Source organism: Rhizobium sp. CRRU65 (assembly GCF_048551595.1).
Taxonomy (GTDB): domain Bacteria; phylum Pseudomonadota; class Alphaproteobacteria; order Rhizobiales; family Rhizobiaceae; genus Rhizobium; species Rhizobium leguminosarum_J.
The window spans coordinates 342,311-356,410 of record NZ_JBLYZH010000004.1 but is presented as its reverse complement, the minus strand read 5'-3'; the positions used below and the strand labels follow the sequence as shown (position 1 = coordinate 356,410).

Here is a 14,100-nt window from a genome sequence, read left to right as displayed (position 1 = left end):
CCATAGACTTCGTTGATCTCAGATCTTCGAGAGCGCCTGTTCGAGATCGGCGATGATGTCCTTGACGTCCTCGATGCCGACGGAAAGGCGAACCACGTCAGGCCCCGCGCCGGCAGCGATCCTCTGCTCGTCGGTCAACTGCCGGTGCGTCGTCGAGGCCGGATGGATGACGAGCGAACGGGTATCGCCGATATTGGCGAGATGGGAGAAGAGCTCCAGCCCCTCGACCAGCGTCTTGCCCGCCTCATAACCGCCCTTGACGCCGAAGGTGAAGACGGAGCCGGCGCCCTTCGGCGAGTAGCGCTGCTGCAAGGCGTGGTTCGGGTCGTCGTCGAGGCCGGCATAATTCACCCAGGCAATCTTGCTGTGCGCCTTCAGCCATTTCGCGACGGCGATCGCATTGTCGCTGTGGCGCTGCATTCTGAGCGGCAGCGTCTCGATGCCGGTCAGGATCAGGAAGGCATTGAAGGGCGAGATCGCCGGCCCGAGGTCGCGCAGGCCAAGCACGCGGGCAGCGATCGCAAAGGCGAAATTGCCGAAAGTCGCGTGCAGAACCATGCCGTTATATTCCGGCCGCGGGCTCGACAGCATCGGGTAATTGCCTGATTTCGACCAGTCGAAGGTGCCGCCGTCGACGATGAGGCCGCCCATGGAATTGCCGTGGCCGCCGAGAAATTTTGTCAGCGAATGCACGACGATGTCGGCGCCGTGTTCGATCGGACGGATGAAATAGGGTGTCGCCATCGTGTTGTCGACGATCAGCGGCAGGCCATGGCGATGCGCGACGTCGGCGATGGCGGCGATATCGACGAAGGTACCGCCGGGATTGGCCAGGCTTTCGATAAAGATGCCGCGCGTCTTATCGTCGATCTGGCTTTCGAAGCTTGCCGGATCGGCGGCATCGGCCCAGCGCACCTGCCAGCCGAAATTCTCGAAGGCGTGGCCGAACTGGTTGATCGAGCCGCCGTAGAGCTGGCGGGCAGCGATGAAATTCTCGCCAGGACGCATGATATTGTGGAAGACGATCACCTGCGCCGCATGGCCGGAGGCGACGGCAAGGGCTGCGGTTCCGCCCTCGAGCGCTGCGACACGCTCCTCGAGTACCGCCTGCGTCGGGTTCATGATGCGGGTATAGATATTGCCGAAAGCCTGCAGACCGAAGAGTGCGGCGGCATGATCGGAATCATTGAAGACGAAAGCGGTCGTCTGGTAGATCGGCGTTACCCGCGCCCCAGTCGTTGGGTCGGGCTGCGCACCGGCATGGATCGCCAACGTGTTGAATCCCGGATCGTTCTTGGCCATGTCGTCCTCCCGTTATTGCTGACGTCCAGGATCATAGCCTGTCGCTTGCGAAAGTTAATCGCGATCCGTTTCAACCCATGGGCGTTCCGTGGAAAATCCGTCTCCGCGGACCGCAACTCAGGCAATAAGACGAGGATACTCGATCGCCGGGCAGCGGTTCATCACCACCTGGATGCCGGCAGCCTCCGCCTTTGCCGCAGCCGCATCGTCGCGGACACCAAGCTGGGACCAGATGATCTTCGGCAGCGGGCTCAGCGCCAGTGCCTCCTCGACGACCCCATCCAGATATTCGGAGGCGCGGAATACGTCGACCATGTCGATCGGCACGGGAATGTCGGCGAGCCGGGCATAAACGGTGCGGCCCTGGATCTGTTTGCCCGCCTGCCCCGGATTGACGGGAATGACCTCGTAGCCGCGCGACAGCAGATAGCCCATGACGCCGTTGCTCGGCCGGGCCGGATTGGGCGAGGCGCCGGTCAGCGCTATGGTCTTTATCGAATGCAGGATTCCGGCGAGGTAATCATCCGTGTAGGCGTCGTGATTCATGTCCGCTTCTCCAACTCCCGAGAGCCCTTCGGCACGGCCGGCATGTTTTTTTGGGTTTCCATGAAACCGGCTGCTGTCTTTCCCGTATATATGAATTGGATACTTCCTGAGGATGATTCGATGAAAAAAATCGCTCTTGCCCTCATGCTCGTGCTCGCCGCATCGCCGGCGTCGGCGATCTCGCGCTACAATCCGCTCACCATGAGCTGTGCCAGCGTGCGTGCCGCCATCCACAATCAGGGCGCGGTCATCTTCCGCTACCAGTCTCCCCGTGGCTTGCCGCTCTACGATCGCTATGTCCGCAACAGCAATTATTGCGACGCGACCGATTATGCGGAATGGACGCATATCCCTTCGAAAGACACTCCTCGCTGCCAAGTGCTGAACTGCCAGAACATCGACAACCTTGACGGGATGCTCTTCGTTCCCAATCATCAGCTCTGATGTTTTTCGCCGTCATGGCGGACGCAGGAACTGCGCGCCTTTCGCGGTTGCGAAAGGTTTGTGATCAATCCCGCGGTGCGATTTCGTAACGATTGCACAATCAGGAGCTTTAATTTTCCCGTATATCAAAGTTATAGAATAATATCTATATTTCAGTACCATAGAATAAACGGTTCTCGCATTCCTCTAGAGATTTTCTCTTTTTGTTCGCGATACCATCGCTCTTTGTTCCCGCATCCATTAGAAACAGCTCATAGTTGAAAGGATCGCATGGATTGAACGCATGTCGCGCGCACGTAAAAATTGCTAAAATGAGTCGCCATTGTTCACATACTGAAAGAATGCTATTCGACATATGAACGCATAAGCGACCGCCGCCGCGCATTTTCGTGCAAATCCAAGTTGTCTTTTCAGGAATTTGAAACGCCGAAGGCGAGGTGTGTTCCTCTTCCTCTCATCCTTTCCGGATTACTCCCTTGCCTCTCGACGTCATCCTGCTCGTTCTCTTCGGCGCACTGCTGCACGCGACATGGAACGCCATCATCAAGGCGGGGAGCGATAAGTCCCTCGATGCGGCGCTGATCTCGGCCGGCGGCGCGGTTTCGGCACTGCCGTTCCTGCCATTCCTGCCGTTGCCGGACGCCTCGGCCTGGCCGTTCATCGGCGCCTCTGCCATCCTGCAGTTTGCCTATTTTCAACTGGTCGCCGCCGCCTACCGGGCTGGCGATATCGGCCTTGTCTATCCGCTGATGCGTGGCTGCGCGCCACTCCTGATCGCCGCGACAAGCGGTTTCATCCTGAAGGAAAATCTTTCCGGCGGCGCCCTTGCCGGCACGATGACGATCTCGGCCGGCGTGCTGACACTCGCCCTGGAGGCGCGGCGCGGCGGCAGCCGGGCCGTCATCCTCTCGCTTGCCAATGCCTGCGTCATCGCCAGCTACACCTATGTCGACGGAATCGGCGCGCGCATCTCCGGCAATGCGATTTCCTACACTTTGTGGATGTCGCTGCTGCCGCCGGTGCTGCTGTTTTCCTGGGCAGCGTCCCAGCGCGGCGCTTTCGCTGTGATGCGTCACGTTCGTCGCAACTGGTGGCGCGGCCTTATCGGCGGCGCCGGCTCGATCGCTTCCTACGGGCTGGCACTCTGGGCGATGACGAAAGCCCCGGTCGCGACCGTCGCAGCCTTGCGCGAAACCGCAATCCTGTTTGCGCTGGTGATCTCGATCACCGTCTTCAAGGAAAAAGCCAGCATCTGGCGCTACGTCGCCGGCGTCGTCATCGCGATCGGCGGGCTGCTTCTGAGACTGGCGTGATCACTCGCCTGTCCATTCGGCCTTGCGCTTGCCAAGGAAGGCGCCGATCCCTTCCTGCGCATCCTCAGTCAGCATGTTCTCGACCATCACCCTGGCGGTATAATCATATGCCGCCTCCACGGGCAGTTCGAGCTGCCGGTGGAAGGCTTCCTTGCCGATCTTCAGCGTCAGCGGCGACTTGCTGGCGATCACAGCCGCATATTTGGAAACCACCTGCGCCAGATACTGCTTCGGCACGATACGGTTGACGAGGCCGAAATCCTTGGCGGTCGAGGCGTCGATCGTCTCGCCGGTCAGCAACATCTCCATCGCCTGCTTGCGGTGCGCGGCACGGGAAACGGCCACCATCGGCGTCGAACAGAACAGGCCGATGTTGACGCCCGGGGTGCAGAATGTCGAACTGTCCGTGCAGATCGCCAGATCGCAGGAAGCAACGAGCTGGCAGCCCGCAGCCGTTGCAAGCCCGTCGATCTCGGCGATGACAGGCTTGGGCAGATGCGCGATCTTCAGCATCAGATCGGCAGCGAGCCGGAAGGTTTTTTCGAAGAAACCGGCGCCCTGGTCTTCATCGGCGCGATGGGCCGTGAGTTCCTTGAGATCATGCCCGGCGGAAAAGACATTGCCGGTCGAGGCGATGACGACGACGCGTACACCCGGCTCCGTCCCGGCCGTCTCCAGCTCTTCCAGCAGCGCTTCGAGAAGCGCGATCGAAAGCACATTGGCCGGCGGGTTGTTGAGCACGAGCCGCAGCACGCCGTCGCGCAGCGAGCGGGTCAGCAAGCCGCCCTCTTCCGCTCCGGCGTCCTTCCGGAAGGATACGATTTCGGCCATGTGCTGCTCCCTGCGCTCGATTCCAGATCGCCTTTCTGCCACAAGGCGCCGGCAATTTCGAGCGGGATCCTTCTTCCGCACAGACCACCGCCGTCAGGACCAGAACCACGATTTCGATGTCTCGGCCTTCGCCTGCGTACGGGTCAGACCGACATCGCAAAGCTCGTCGTCGGTGAGTTCCGAAAGCGTGCGACGGCTGCGGCGCTTTTCGAGGTGATGTTCGACCGTCATCAGCAGCCGCCGGCTCCATCGCGCCATCCCGCGAAGTCTCGACCGAACGATATCGCGAGGTGTGTCAGGGATCCCGCTTAATTCCAGGGCCATGTCTTTCTTCCTTTCTTCAGCGGGTGAAAGATGCGCTGGAAGATGCAGCAAAAGAAGCTTATGGATATTATGATATGCATAAGGATTTCTTTTGTATGCCTCTCCATCTCGATCAGCTTGCCGCCTTCGTCAATGTCGCCGATCTCGGAAGCTTTACGGCTGCGGCCGACAAGGAAGGCCTGACTCAGCCGGCCGTCAGCCTGCAGGTGAAGGGGCTCGAACAGCGGCTAGGCGTCCGGCTGATCGAGCGCGTCGGGCGGCGGGCGCAGCCGACCGCGGCAGGCCTCGACCTGCTCGTGCATGCAAGGCGCCTGCTCCAGGAATCGGCTGCCGCGGAAGAAGCGATGATGCCGTATAGAGATGGCGCCAGCGGCCACGTGCGCATCGGCAGCGGCGGCACGGCGTCGATCCATCTGCTTCCTCGCGCCATCGCCGTCGCCAGAAAATCCATGCCCGGCCTCGAAATCACCGTGCGCATCGGCGATGCCGACGACATTCTGCGCGATCTGGAGGCCAACAGCCTCGACATCGCCGTCGTCGCCCTGCCGGCATCGGGACGGAACTTCGAGATCGAGCCGTTCTACGAGGAGGAGTTGCTGGCCGTCGCCCCCGCGGGCAGCCTGATGCCCGAAAACGGACCGGACGCCGCCTTCATGCGCGACAGGACGCTGCTGCTTTATGAGGGCGGCAATACCAGGCGCGCAATCGACGCGTGGCTGGCTGCACCGGATACCAGGATCCGGCCTGCGATGGAGTTCGGCAGCATCGAGGCGATCAAAGAGCTGGTCGCCGTGGGGCTCGGCTGGTCGATCCTGCCGGGGCTGGCGCTGAAGCGCGACCGCGCCGGCCTGGTGACGACTTCATCGCTGAACCCGCGGCTCACGCGCCGCCTCGGCATGGTGCTGCGCCGGGACAAACATCTGACACGCGGCCTTCGCGAAATGATGAAGTGTCTGCGCGCGTTCAAAGGTTAAGAGCCGCTTTCGACCGTCGGATGCTATTTCAAACCGGCAGAGACGACGTGAAAAACGTCAAGCGCAGCAGTCCGCGACCGCGGAAATGTGAGGTATCAAAATACCACATATCTAAGTATCTGTTTTTGCTACAAAATTTTTCTAAACCTTCGGGAAATCGATATTGACCCGATATCACATTCCCTTTATACACCGCGCCAGAACGCAGCCTATCCGGGCTGCTTTCTTTTTGGCATGCCTCGTGCCTGCCAATCCAAGCAACAAGAAACGCCCTTCAAGCCTTCGGGCCAAGGGTCCCAAAAGAGAGTATTCACTATGGCAACCTTCTCCCAGAAGCCTGCAGAGGTGGAGAAGAAGTGGGTGATCATCGACGCCGAAGGGCTGGTCGTTGGCCGTCTCGCTTCCATCATCGCTATGCGCCTGCGCGGCAAGCACAAGGCAACCTTCACGCCTCACGTTGACGACGGCGACAACGTCATCGTCATCAATGCCGAAAAGGTCGTTTTCACCGGCAAGAAGTATTCCGACAAGGTCTACTACTGGCACACCGGTTATGCCGGTGGCATCAAGGAACGTAGCGCACGCCAGATCATCGAAGGCCGCTTCCCGGAGCGCGTCCTCGAAAAGGCCGTCGAACGCATGGTTCCGCGTGGCCCGCTCGGCCGTCGCCAGATGAAGAACCTGCGCGTTTACGCCGGCTCCAACCATCCCCATGAAGCCCAGCAGCCGGTCGCCCTCGACGTTGCCGCGCTCAACAAAAAGAACGTAAGGAGCGCCTGATATGGCTGACCTCTCCTCCCTGAAGGATCTCGGCACGGTTTCCGAAGCTGCTGCTCCGGCCCACGTCCGCAAGGTCGATTCGCTCGGCCGCTCCTATGCGACCGGCAAGCGCAAGAACGCCGTCGCCCGCGTCTGGGTCAAGCCGGGCTCCGGCAAGATCACCGTCAACGGCAAGGAATTCGCGGAATATTTCGCACGTCCGGTGCTGCAGATGATCCTGCGCCAGCCGATCGTTGCGGCTGCCCGTGACGGCCAGTTCGACATCGTCGCAACCGTTGCCGGCGGCGGCCTCTCCGGCCAGGCCGGTGCGGTTCGCCATGGCGTGTCCAAGGCGCTCACCTACTTCGAACCGGGCCTGCGCGCGGTACTGAAGAAGGGCGGCTTCCTGACCCGCGACAGCCGCGTCGTCGAACGCAAGAAGTACGGCAAGGCAAAGGCCCGCCGCTCGTTCCAGTTCTCCAAGCGTTAATCGCTTCGGACAGACGGAATTTACGAAGGCCGGGGCAACCCGGCCTTTTTGTTTTGCGCTGTTTAAACCAATCGGAAGCGTGCCGGCATGCCATTGTCGCATTCCAGCTCCGCTGGTAGAAACTTGGCAAAGTGCTTCGGAAATGAGCGAAGCCGCAGTCAGGGTCGAATCATGGGAACAACCAAGTCCGCAGACAAATAAGCCGCAACAACTCTGCCCTGTTGTTGCGGCGTCTGTCCGGTCAATCCCGATACTGATGAAGAGACAGATCGCCGCCGAATGAAATCATTTGAGCGGGTTCTTTCCCATGTCTTGTCCCAAAATCCAGCAATGGACCTATTCCCTGCCGGCAGCCTTGCTGCTTATGGCACCTTTCGACATCCTGGCTTCGCTCGCCATGGATATCTATCTGCCGATCGTGCCGGTCATGCCGGAGGCGCTCGGCACTTCGCCGGCGGTCATCCAACTGACCCTCAGCCTCTACATGCTCGTGCTCGGTGTCGGCCAGATCGTCTTCGGCCCAATTTCCGATATTATCGGACGACGGCCTGTCCTGCTTGGCGGTGCTGCACTCTTTGCCGCGTCATCCTTCCTGCTTGCCGGCTCCTCGTCAGCCCCGATCTTCGTGGTCTTGAGATTGCTGCAAGCAGTCGGCGCGTCGGCGACCCTCGTCGCAACTTTCGCAACCGTGCGTGACGTCTACGCCGGGCGTCCCGAAAGCAGCACGATCTATAGCCTTCTCGGCTCCATCCTCTCTTTCGTGCCCGCACTCGGCCCGATCATCGGAGCCGCGATCGCGGATCGCTTCGGCTGGCGCGCCATCTTCCTCGTCATCGGCCTCCTTTCGGTTGCCGCGCTTTTCAACGCCGGTATGCGATGGCACGAAACCCGCCCTGCCGTCACCGCCAAGATCGCTCTCCGCGCGATCCTTACAAGTCTTCCCTTCTGGGTTTATACGGGCGGCGACAGCGCCTGGCCACTCGTGGGCTATGTCTCAGCGACCGCGCTGACGACGCTGGCTGGATTGTGGTGCCTGCGGGAGCCGGTCCGATAGGCAGCGAGCGAATGACGGTCGCTCGACGATAACGAGCGGCCGTCGTCCGAACGATTGCTTGAAATCCGTCCGCACCTCGCCTACGCCTTTCTGCGCGCGGGGGATCGGCCTTCGCAAGAGACCCGACGCTCTGGCGTCGAACGGCGATCCTGCAATGCAGCGTCCGTATCGAACGCGACTATGATTTTGCGACCGAAAAAGGAGCATGATTTGGCGAACAGATCGATTGACCACGCCTTTACGGCGACCAGCCTCACCTCCGCTGCCAGCGACCCGACCTTTGCCGGCGCCCTGTCCTTCATGCGCCGCCGCTTCACCAAGGAGCTCGCCGGCGTCGACGTCGCCGTCTGGGGCATTCCCTTCGATGCCGCGACATCGAACAGGCCGGGCACACGCTTCGGGCCGCAGGCGATCCGGCGCGCCTCGGCGATCTTCGACAATGATGCGCAATACCCCTTCAACCGCGAGCTCTTCGCCGACATGGCGGTGATCGACTACGGCGATTGCCTGCTCGACTATGGCAATCATCAGGACACGCCAGCCGCTATCGAACGCCAGGCGAATGTCATCCTCGATAGCGGCGCCTTCCTGCTGACGCTTGGCGGCGATCATTACGTCACTTGGCCGCTGCTGAAAGCCCATGTGGCAAAACATGGCCCTCTCGCGCTCGTGCAGTTCGACGCCCATCAGGACACCTGGTTCGACGAGGAACGGCGCATCGACCATGGCTCTTTCGTGGCGCGAGCCGCCCGCGAAGGCATCATCGATCCAGACCGGTCGATCCAGATCGGCATCCGCACCCATGCGCCAGAGGATTGCGGCGTCAATATTCTCTACGGTCATCAGGTCGAGGAGATGAGCGCCAGCGATATCGCCTCGGCGATCATCTCCCATACGCGCGGGGCGCCGGCCTATCTCACCTTCGATATCGATTGCCTCGATCCGGCCTTTGCGCCGGGCACCGGCACGCCGGTTTCAGGCGGACCTTCGAGCGCCAAGATCCTCTCGGTGCTGCAGCGTCTGCACCAGCTCGATATTCGCGGCGCCGACGTCGTCGAGGTATCGCCGCCCTACGATCACGCCGATATCACCGCCATTGCGGGGGCAACGGTGGCGATGTATATGCTGGGGCTTCATGCCGAGCGACGCGCCATCGCCGTGTCACAAGGCTGACCTATCATCCTCAAACTGAATCCGGAAACCTTCAGAACCCATTGAAAGCGCAGGTTTAACATGGCACCGAAAATCTTCATCGACGGCGAACACGGCACGACGGGTCTGCAGATCCGCACGCGCATGGCCGGCCGCCGCGATGTCGAACTTCTGTCCATACCCGAAGCCGAGCGGCGCAACGCCGCCTTGCGCGAGGATATGCTGAACGGCGCCGACATCGCCATTCTCTGCCTGCCCGACGATGCGTCGAAGGAAGCGGTGCAGATGGTTTCGGCCAACAACAATGTGCGCGTCATCGACACCTCGACCGCCTTCCGCGTCAATCCCGGTTGGGCCTATGGTTTTGCCGAAATGGACAAGCAGCAGGCCGACAAGATAGCTGCCGCCCGTTTCGTCGCCAATCCCGGCTGCTATCCCACCGGAGCGATCGGCCTCATCCGGCCGCTGCGCGCCGCCGGCATTCTGCCGGACGGCTATCCGATCACGGTCAACGCGGTCTCCGGCTATACCGGCGGCGGCAAGCAGATGATCGCGCAGATGGAAAACCCGGATCACCCGGATGCGATCTCCGCGCCGCATTTCCTCTACGGCCTGCCGCTCACCCATAAACACGTGCCCGAGATGACCGTGCACGGCTTGCTCGATCGCGCACCGATCTTCTCGCCGTCGGTCGGCAAGTTCGCGCAGGGCATGATCGTGCAGGTGCCGCTGCATCTCGACGATCTCGCCGAGGGCACGACGATGGAAAACATCCATGCGGCCCTCGTTGCCCATTATGCCGGCCAGGATATCGTCAGTGTCGTGCCGCTGGCCGAAAGCAAGGCCCTGCCCCGCGTAAATGCCATCGAGCTCGAAGGCAAGGACACGATGAAGCTCTTCGTCTTCGGCACCGCAGGCGCTTCGCAGGTGAACCTCGTGGCGCTGCTCGACAATCTCGGCAAGGGCGCATCGGGCGCCGCCGTCCAGAACATGGACCTGATGCTCGCCTCGTAAGGCGCAGACGACGGCATCGACGTGGATGCCGCTCGAGCCTTGCGCCGATGTCTTCATCACGATCTTTCTCGCGGCCGCCTCCCTCGGCGGCCGCAGCATCGCTTTCGGCTCGATCATCGGCGACGATTGGGCTATGAGAGCGGACCTTCCTTGCCCGCCATTCCCGAATCACGGAGCCTGATGTCATGACGCTCGATGCGCTGGTCGATGGCGTGCACGCATGGTTTACGGCCGCCCTGCCCGACCACGGCATCTATGCGCTGATGGCCTTTGCTTTCATCGCCGGGCTTGCCCGCGGCTTTTCTGGCTTTGGCGCCGCGCTGATCTTCGTTCCGCTCGGCGGCGCGATCGTCGGCCCGAAGCTGATCTCACCGATCCTGCTCGTCATCGACGGCATTGCGTCACTCGGGATGATCCCGCCGGCCTGGCGCGGCGCCAACCGACCCGAGGTTTTCGTCATGGCGGCAGGTGCTGCGCTCGGCATCCCAGCCGGCACGGCGATCCTGACGTTGCTCGATCCGCTGCTCTTGCGCGGGAGTATCACGATCATCGCCATCTGCCTGCTTGCGCTGCTGGTATCGGGATGGCGCTATCACGGGGAGGCGTCCGCACCACTCACCAGCGGCGTCGGGCTGATTGCCGGGCTTTTCAGCGGCGCTGCGCAGCTCGGCGGGCCGCCGGTTGTCGCCTATTGGCTCGGCGGCAAGAGTAATTTCACCCGCGTCCGGGCGAATGTGGTGCTCTATTTCTCGATTTCGTCCGTCTTCAGCGCCATCAGCTATTATTTCGGCGGACTGTTCGTGCCTGCCGTCTTCGCGCTCACCGCCGTCATTCTGCCGAGTTATGCGGTCGGGCTCTATGGCGGCTCGAAATTGTTCGGGCTTGCCGAAGAACGGACCTTCCGCATCGCCTGCTACGTCCTGATCGCCGCCGCCGCCATCATCGGCATGCCGCTGCTCGACAGCGTACTGCGGTAGATCCCCCGAGCTACGGCCACTCGCCTCAATCGCGCTCGGCGATCATCGTCCCACGCGGATATTCGCCGTAAAAACCGCGCCAGTTGGCGACGGCGAAACCGAAAACTACCAGCGCACCGGCCTGATGCAGCAGGCCCCAGTGAAGCGGCACCTGCATCAGCAGCGTGGCGATGCCGATTGCCGCCTGCAACGTCACCAGCGCGAAAAGCACGATGGCGCGGCGTGCGTGGGTGGTCCAAGGTGCTGCGCGAAGGGCGATCATCATGTTGATCAGCGTCAATGCGAAGAGCGTATAGGCGCCGATGCGGTGGATGAACTGCACCGTCTTCGGGTTCTCGAAGGCATTGATCCAGAAGGGCTGCTGGATCAGCAGATCGGAGGGGATGACGGCACCATCCATCAGCGGCCAGGTATTGTAGGAGAAACCGGCGTCGAGCCCCGCCACCAGCGCGCCAAGATAGATCTGGAATAGCGCGAAAATGGCGATCGCCGCGGCAAAACCGCGCGAGCTTCCGGTCGGCGCCGGATCGTCGGAATGTCTGGAGAGACCGCGCATGATCCACATGCAGCCGGCAAAGATCAGGCAGGCCATGACGAGATGCGTCGCCAGCCTGTACTGGCTGACGTCGGTGCGGACGGAAAGGCCCGAGGACACCATCCACCAACCGATAAAACCCTGCAGGCCGCCGAGCGCCAGGATGCCGACGAGCGGCCAGCGCAGACGCTTTTCGATCCGCCCCGTCAGCCAGAAATAGATCAGCGGCAGCGCGAAGATCACGCCGATGCCGCGGGCGATCAGCCGATGCGCCCACTCCCACCAGAAGATGCCTTTGAACTCATCGACGGTCATGGAACTGTTCAACTGCTGAAATTCGGGAATGCGCTGATAGAGGCGGAATTCCTCCTCCCATTCGGCAGCCGACAGCGGTGGGATGACGCCGTGGATCGGTTTCCACTCGGTAATCGACAGGCCGGAATTGGTCAGCCGCGTGGCGCCGCCGACGAGCACGAGACAGAAGAGCGCCAAAAGCACGAAGCCCAGCCAGAAGCGCAGGGCGCGGCGGTCGCGATTCTGCCTGCGCATTTCGCTCAGGATCGCCTGTTCCGTGGTCAGGTTTGCGACGGCCATGATGTCTCCTTCTATCCGGCAGTTGATTTGCCCCACCGGCTCATGCAAAACAAGCCCCGAACCTTTGCGGCATGCCGTCGCGCCGGTTCGCCCCTCCATGCCGAGAGATAACCGATGCCCGTCCGCCTCCGCAAATTCATCGGCACGATCCTGATCATCGTGCTCGTGCTCGTTTATGCGCTGGTGGCGAATACGATCGCGGTGGCGACGCTCGGCAACGCGCCCTGGTGGGGACATCTGCTCTATTTCCTGCTCACCGGCCTGCTCTGGGTGTTGCCGGCGATGGTTATCATCAAATGGATGGCCGGCCCCCCGCTGCGCTAAAGCGCGTCGCGATCTTTCAGATTCGCTTGTCGCGCTTTAGGTCTTTGTTTTTACGCATGTCGTTGTCGCAAAACCGCGGCACACTTTTGCGCGACATGCTTTAGGGCCATTAACGGCCGAATAACCGTGATCCGCGGAAAACCTCGCCCAGCGCGTGCGGTTAAACCAAATATACGTCTGGCATACCTACCTTCCCGTTCAGCATTCTTGACCGGAGAAAATCGTGCAGACGCAAAAGCTCGATGTCCATGAACAGCCGTCCGACGACGTGGCGCTGGCCGATACGGCCATTTCGCGCCTGCGCCAGCTGAGCATGAAACTCGCCATGGCTGAAATCGACATCGAAGTCTTCGATACGATGCAGCCGCTGGAGGATGAGTGGCGGGCGCTGGAGCGCGACAATCTCCAGTCCCTGCATCAGAGCTACGACTGGTGCGCCGCCTGGGTGAGCGCCTTCCAGCGGCCGCTTGCGATCCTCAAAGGCACTCATGCGGGTCAGACCGCCTTCATTCTGCCGGCCGAGATCGTCAAGTCTCGCGGGCTCACGACGGCGAAATTCATCGCCGCCGATCACAGCAATATCAATACCGGCCTATTCGCAGAGAGCTTTGCCGAAGCCGGCAGGACCATCGCCCCCCATGAGTTCGCCGGCCGGCTCCGGCATGCGCTGAAGGGCCGCGCCGATCTGCTGCTGCTGCAGAACATTCCGCTGGAATGGCGTGGGCGCGAGAGCCCGCTCGCCGGGCTGCCGGTGGTGCAGAACCAGAATCACGCCTATCAGCTGCCGTTCCTTCCCGCTTTCGAGGACACGCTGAAGCAGCTCAACGCCAAGAACCGGCGCAAGAAATTCCGTGTTCAGTCGAAGCGGCTCGAGGCGGCCGGCGGCTTCGAATACCTCATTCCTCGGAAATCGGAAGAACAGCACGGCCTGCTCGATATCTTCTTCCGCCTGAAAAGCGCCCGTTTCGCCAGCCTTGGCCTGCCCGACGTCTTTGCCGATAGGGAGACGCAGACCTTCCTGCACGGTCTCATCGACAAGCGGGACGACACCAGGCAGTATTTCGGGCTGCAGATGCATATGCTCCGGCTCAAGGGCGAACTTGAGGGTAAGATCGCCGCGATATCAGGCATCTCGCGCAAGGGTGACCATATCATCTGCCAGTTCGGCGCGATCGACGAAGAGCTCGTGCCGGATACTAGCCCCGGCGAATTCCTCTATTGGCAGACCATCTCGGGACTGCATGGCAAGGGTGTCGCACTGTTCGATTTCGGCCTCGGCGACCAGACCTACAAGCGTTCCTGGGCGCCGGTCGAGACCGCGCATTATGACGTGGTGCTGCCGGTATCGCCGTTCGGCGTCGTCGCCGGCGCCGCTCACCGGATCGTCACCCACGGCAAGGCGCACATCAAGGCGCGCCCGAAGCTCTATAAATTCGCCCAAGGCATCCGGGCACGGATCGGCTAGCC

Annotated in this window: 15 protein-coding genes and 1 pseudogene; 11 read left to right on the top strand and 5 right to left on the bottom strand. The window is 61.4% G+C overall.

Annotated elements, in window-relative coordinates:
* Positions 1 to 18: 18 nt before the first annotated feature.
* Both ACM5SV_RS10745 and ACM5SV_RS10740 read right to left on the bottom strand, forming a co-directional pair.
* Positions 19 to 1,302: an O-acetylhomoserine aminocarboxypropyltransferase gene (locus ACM5SV_RS10745; protein ID WP_221963850.1), complete on the bottom strand. Its 1,284-nt coding sequence runs from the start codon at positions 1,300 to 1,302 to the stop codon at positions 19 to 21.
* 117 nt (positions 1,303 to 1,419) lie between these two features.
* On the bottom strand, positions 1,420 to 1,848 hold the full coding sequence (locus ACM5SV_RS10740) for a CoA-binding protein (protein WP_017993605.1): 429 nt from the start codon (positions 1,846 to 1,848) through the stop codon (positions 1,420 to 1,422).
* Between the two features lie 120 nt (positions 1,849 to 1,968).
* On the opposite strand from ACM5SV_RS10740, the gene ACM5SV_RS10735 reads away from it, so the two are divergent.
* Both ACM5SV_RS10735 and ACM5SV_RS10730 read left to right on the top strand, forming a co-directional pair.
* Positions 1,969 to 2,292, top strand: coding sequence for a hypothetical protein (locus ACM5SV_RS10735; protein ID WP_026157315.1), 324 nt, complete (start codon positions 1,969 to 1,971; stop codon positions 2,290 to 2,292).
* A gap of 476 nt (positions 2,293 to 2,768) precedes the next feature.
* Complete coding sequence (locus ACM5SV_RS10730; RefSeq protein ID WP_017993603.1) at positions 2,769 to 3,605, top strand: EamA family transporter; 837 nt, start codon at positions 2,769 to 2,771, stop codon at positions 3,603 to 3,605.
* Here the strand turns inward: ACM5SV_RS10730 and ACM5SV_RS10725 are convergent, their stop codons facing one another.
* The gene (locus ACM5SV_RS10725) at positions 3,606 to 4,436 is read right to left on the bottom strand and encodes an enoyl-CoA hydratase (RefSeq protein ID WP_221963852.1); all 831 of its coding nucleotides are present in this window, start codon (positions 4,434 to 4,436) and stop codon (positions 3,606 to 3,608) included.
* 93 nt (positions 4,437 to 4,529) lie between these two features.
* Positions 4,530 to 4,760 (bottom strand): DUF1127 domain-containing protein, encoded by a 231-nt coding sequence (locus ACM5SV_RS10720; protein ID WP_221963854.1) that lies wholly within the window; start codon positions 4,758 to 4,760, stop codon positions 4,530 to 4,532.
* A gap of 74 nt (positions 4,761 to 4,834) precedes the next feature.
* Between ACM5SV_RS10720 and ACM5SV_RS10715 the strand changes: the two genes are divergently transcribed.
* The 7 genes and pseudogenes from ACM5SV_RS10715 (at position 4,835) to ACM5SV_RS10685 (ending at position 11,180) form a co-directional block, all read left to right on the top strand.
* Entirely contained in the window at positions 4,835 to 5,734 is a 900-nt protein-coding gene (locus tag ACM5SV_RS10715; protein WP_017993600.1) for a LysR family transcriptional regulator, read from the top strand.
* A gap of 315 nt (positions 5,735 to 6,049) precedes the next feature.
* The gene (gene rplM, locus ACM5SV_RS10710; RefSeq protein ID WP_003558420.1) at positions 6,050 to 6,514 is read left to right on the top strand and encodes a 50S ribosomal protein L13; all 465 of its coding nucleotides are present in this window, start codon (positions 6,050 to 6,052) and stop codon (positions 6,512 to 6,514) included.
* 1 nt (position 6,515) lies between these two features.
* Positions 6,516 to 6,983, top strand: a complete 468-nt coding sequence (gene rpsI, locus ACM5SV_RS10705) for a 30S ribosomal protein S9 (RefSeq protein WP_003558419.1) — start codon at positions 6,516 to 6,518, stop codon at positions 6,981 to 6,983.
* 307 nt (positions 6,984 to 7,290) lie between these two features.
* Positions 7,291 to 7,956, top strand: a pseudogene (locus ACM5SV_RS10700) (MFS transporter); the annotation flags it as partial.
* Between the two features lie 291 nt (positions 7,957 to 8,247).
* Positions 8,248 to 9,210, top strand: coding sequence for an agmatinase (gene speB / locus ACM5SV_RS10695; protein WP_113546003.1), 963 nt, complete (start codon positions 8,248 to 8,250; stop codon positions 9,208 to 9,210).
* 60 nt (positions 9,211 to 9,270) lie between these two features.
* Positions 9,271 to 10,203 (top strand): N-acetyl-gamma-glutamyl-phosphate reductase, encoded by a 933-nt coding sequence (gene argC / locus ACM5SV_RS10690; RefSeq protein ID WP_222014286.1) that lies wholly within the window; start codon positions 9,271 to 9,273, stop codon positions 10,201 to 10,203.
* Between the two features lie 185 nt (positions 10,204 to 10,388).
* The gene (locus tag ACM5SV_RS10685) at positions 10,389 to 11,180 is read left to right on the top strand and encodes a sulfite exporter TauE/SafE family protein (protein ID WP_222014287.1); all 792 of its coding nucleotides are present in this window, start codon (positions 10,389 to 10,391) and stop codon (positions 11,178 to 11,180) included.
* 25 nt (positions 11,181 to 11,205) lie between these two features.
* Here the strand turns inward: ACM5SV_RS10685 and ACM5SV_RS10680 are convergent, their stop codons facing one another.
* On the bottom strand, positions 11,206 to 12,309 hold the full coding sequence (locus tag ACM5SV_RS10680) for a COX15/CtaA family protein (RefSeq protein ID WP_012756930.1): 1,104 nt from the start codon (positions 12,307 to 12,309) through the stop codon (positions 11,206 to 11,208).
* A 114-nt stretch (positions 12,310 to 12,423) separates the two neighbouring features.
* Between ACM5SV_RS10680 and ACM5SV_RS10675 the strand changes: the two genes are divergently transcribed.
* Both ACM5SV_RS10675 and ACM5SV_RS10670 read left to right on the top strand, forming a co-directional pair.
* Positions 12,424 to 12,633: a DUF2842 domain-containing protein gene (locus tag ACM5SV_RS10675; RefSeq protein WP_012756929.1), complete on the top strand. Its 210-nt coding sequence runs from the start codon at positions 12,424 to 12,426 to the stop codon at positions 12,631 to 12,633.
* A 223-nt stretch (positions 12,634 to 12,856) separates the two neighbouring features.
* Entirely contained in the window at positions 12,857 to 14,098 is a 1,242-nt protein-coding gene (locus tag ACM5SV_RS10670) for a GNAT family N-acetyltransferase (RefSeq protein WP_113545976.1), read from the top strand.
* Positions 14,099 to 14,100: the final 2 nt, after the last annotated feature.

Coding starts and splice junctions, on each gene's coding strand:
- ACM5SV_RS10740 (WP_017993605.1), bottom strand. CDS start 1,848: ATGAATCACGACGCCTACACGGATGATTACCTCGCCGGAATCCTGCAT.
- ACM5SV_RS10720 (WP_221963854.1), bottom strand. CDS start 4,760: ATGGCCCTGGAATTAAGCGGGATCCCTGACACACCTCGCGATATCGTT.
- ACM5SV_RS10745 (WP_221963850.1), bottom strand. CDS start 1,302: ATGGCCAAGAACGATCCGGGATTCAACACGTTGGCGATCCATGCCGGT.
- ACM5SV_RS10735 (WP_026157315.1), top strand. CDS start 1,969: ATGAAAAAAATCGCTCTTGCCCTCATGCTCGTGCTCGCCGCATCGCCG.
- argC (WP_222014286.1), top strand. CDS start 9,271: ATGGCACCGAAAATCTTCATCGACGGCGAACACGGCACGACGGGTCTG.
- ACM5SV_RS10715 (WP_017993600.1), top strand. CDS start 4,835: ATGCATAAGGATTTCTTTTGTATGCCTCTCCATCTCGATCAGCTTGCC.
- ACM5SV_RS10685 (WP_222014287.1), top strand. CDS start 10,389: ATGACGCTCGATGCGCTGGTCGATGGCGTGCACGCATGGTTTACGGCC.
- ACM5SV_RS10680 (WP_012756930.1), bottom strand. CDS start 12,309: ATGGCCGTCGCAAACCTGACCACGGAACAGGCGATCCTGAGCGAAATG.
- ACM5SV_RS10725 (WP_221963852.1), bottom strand. CDS start 4,436: ATGGCCGAAATCGTATCCTTCCGGAAGGACGCCGGAGCGGAAGAGGGC.
- rplM (WP_003558420.1), top strand. CDS start 6,050: ATGGCAACCTTCTCCCAGAAGCCTGCAGAGGTGGAGAAGAAGTGGGTG.
- rpsI (WP_003558419.1), top strand. CDS start 6,516: ATGGCTGACCTCTCCTCCCTGAAGGATCTCGGCACGGTTTCCGAAGCT.
- ACM5SV_RS10675 (WP_012756929.1), top strand. CDS start 12,424: ATGCCCGTCCGCCTCCGCAAATTCATCGGCACGATCCTGATCATCGTG.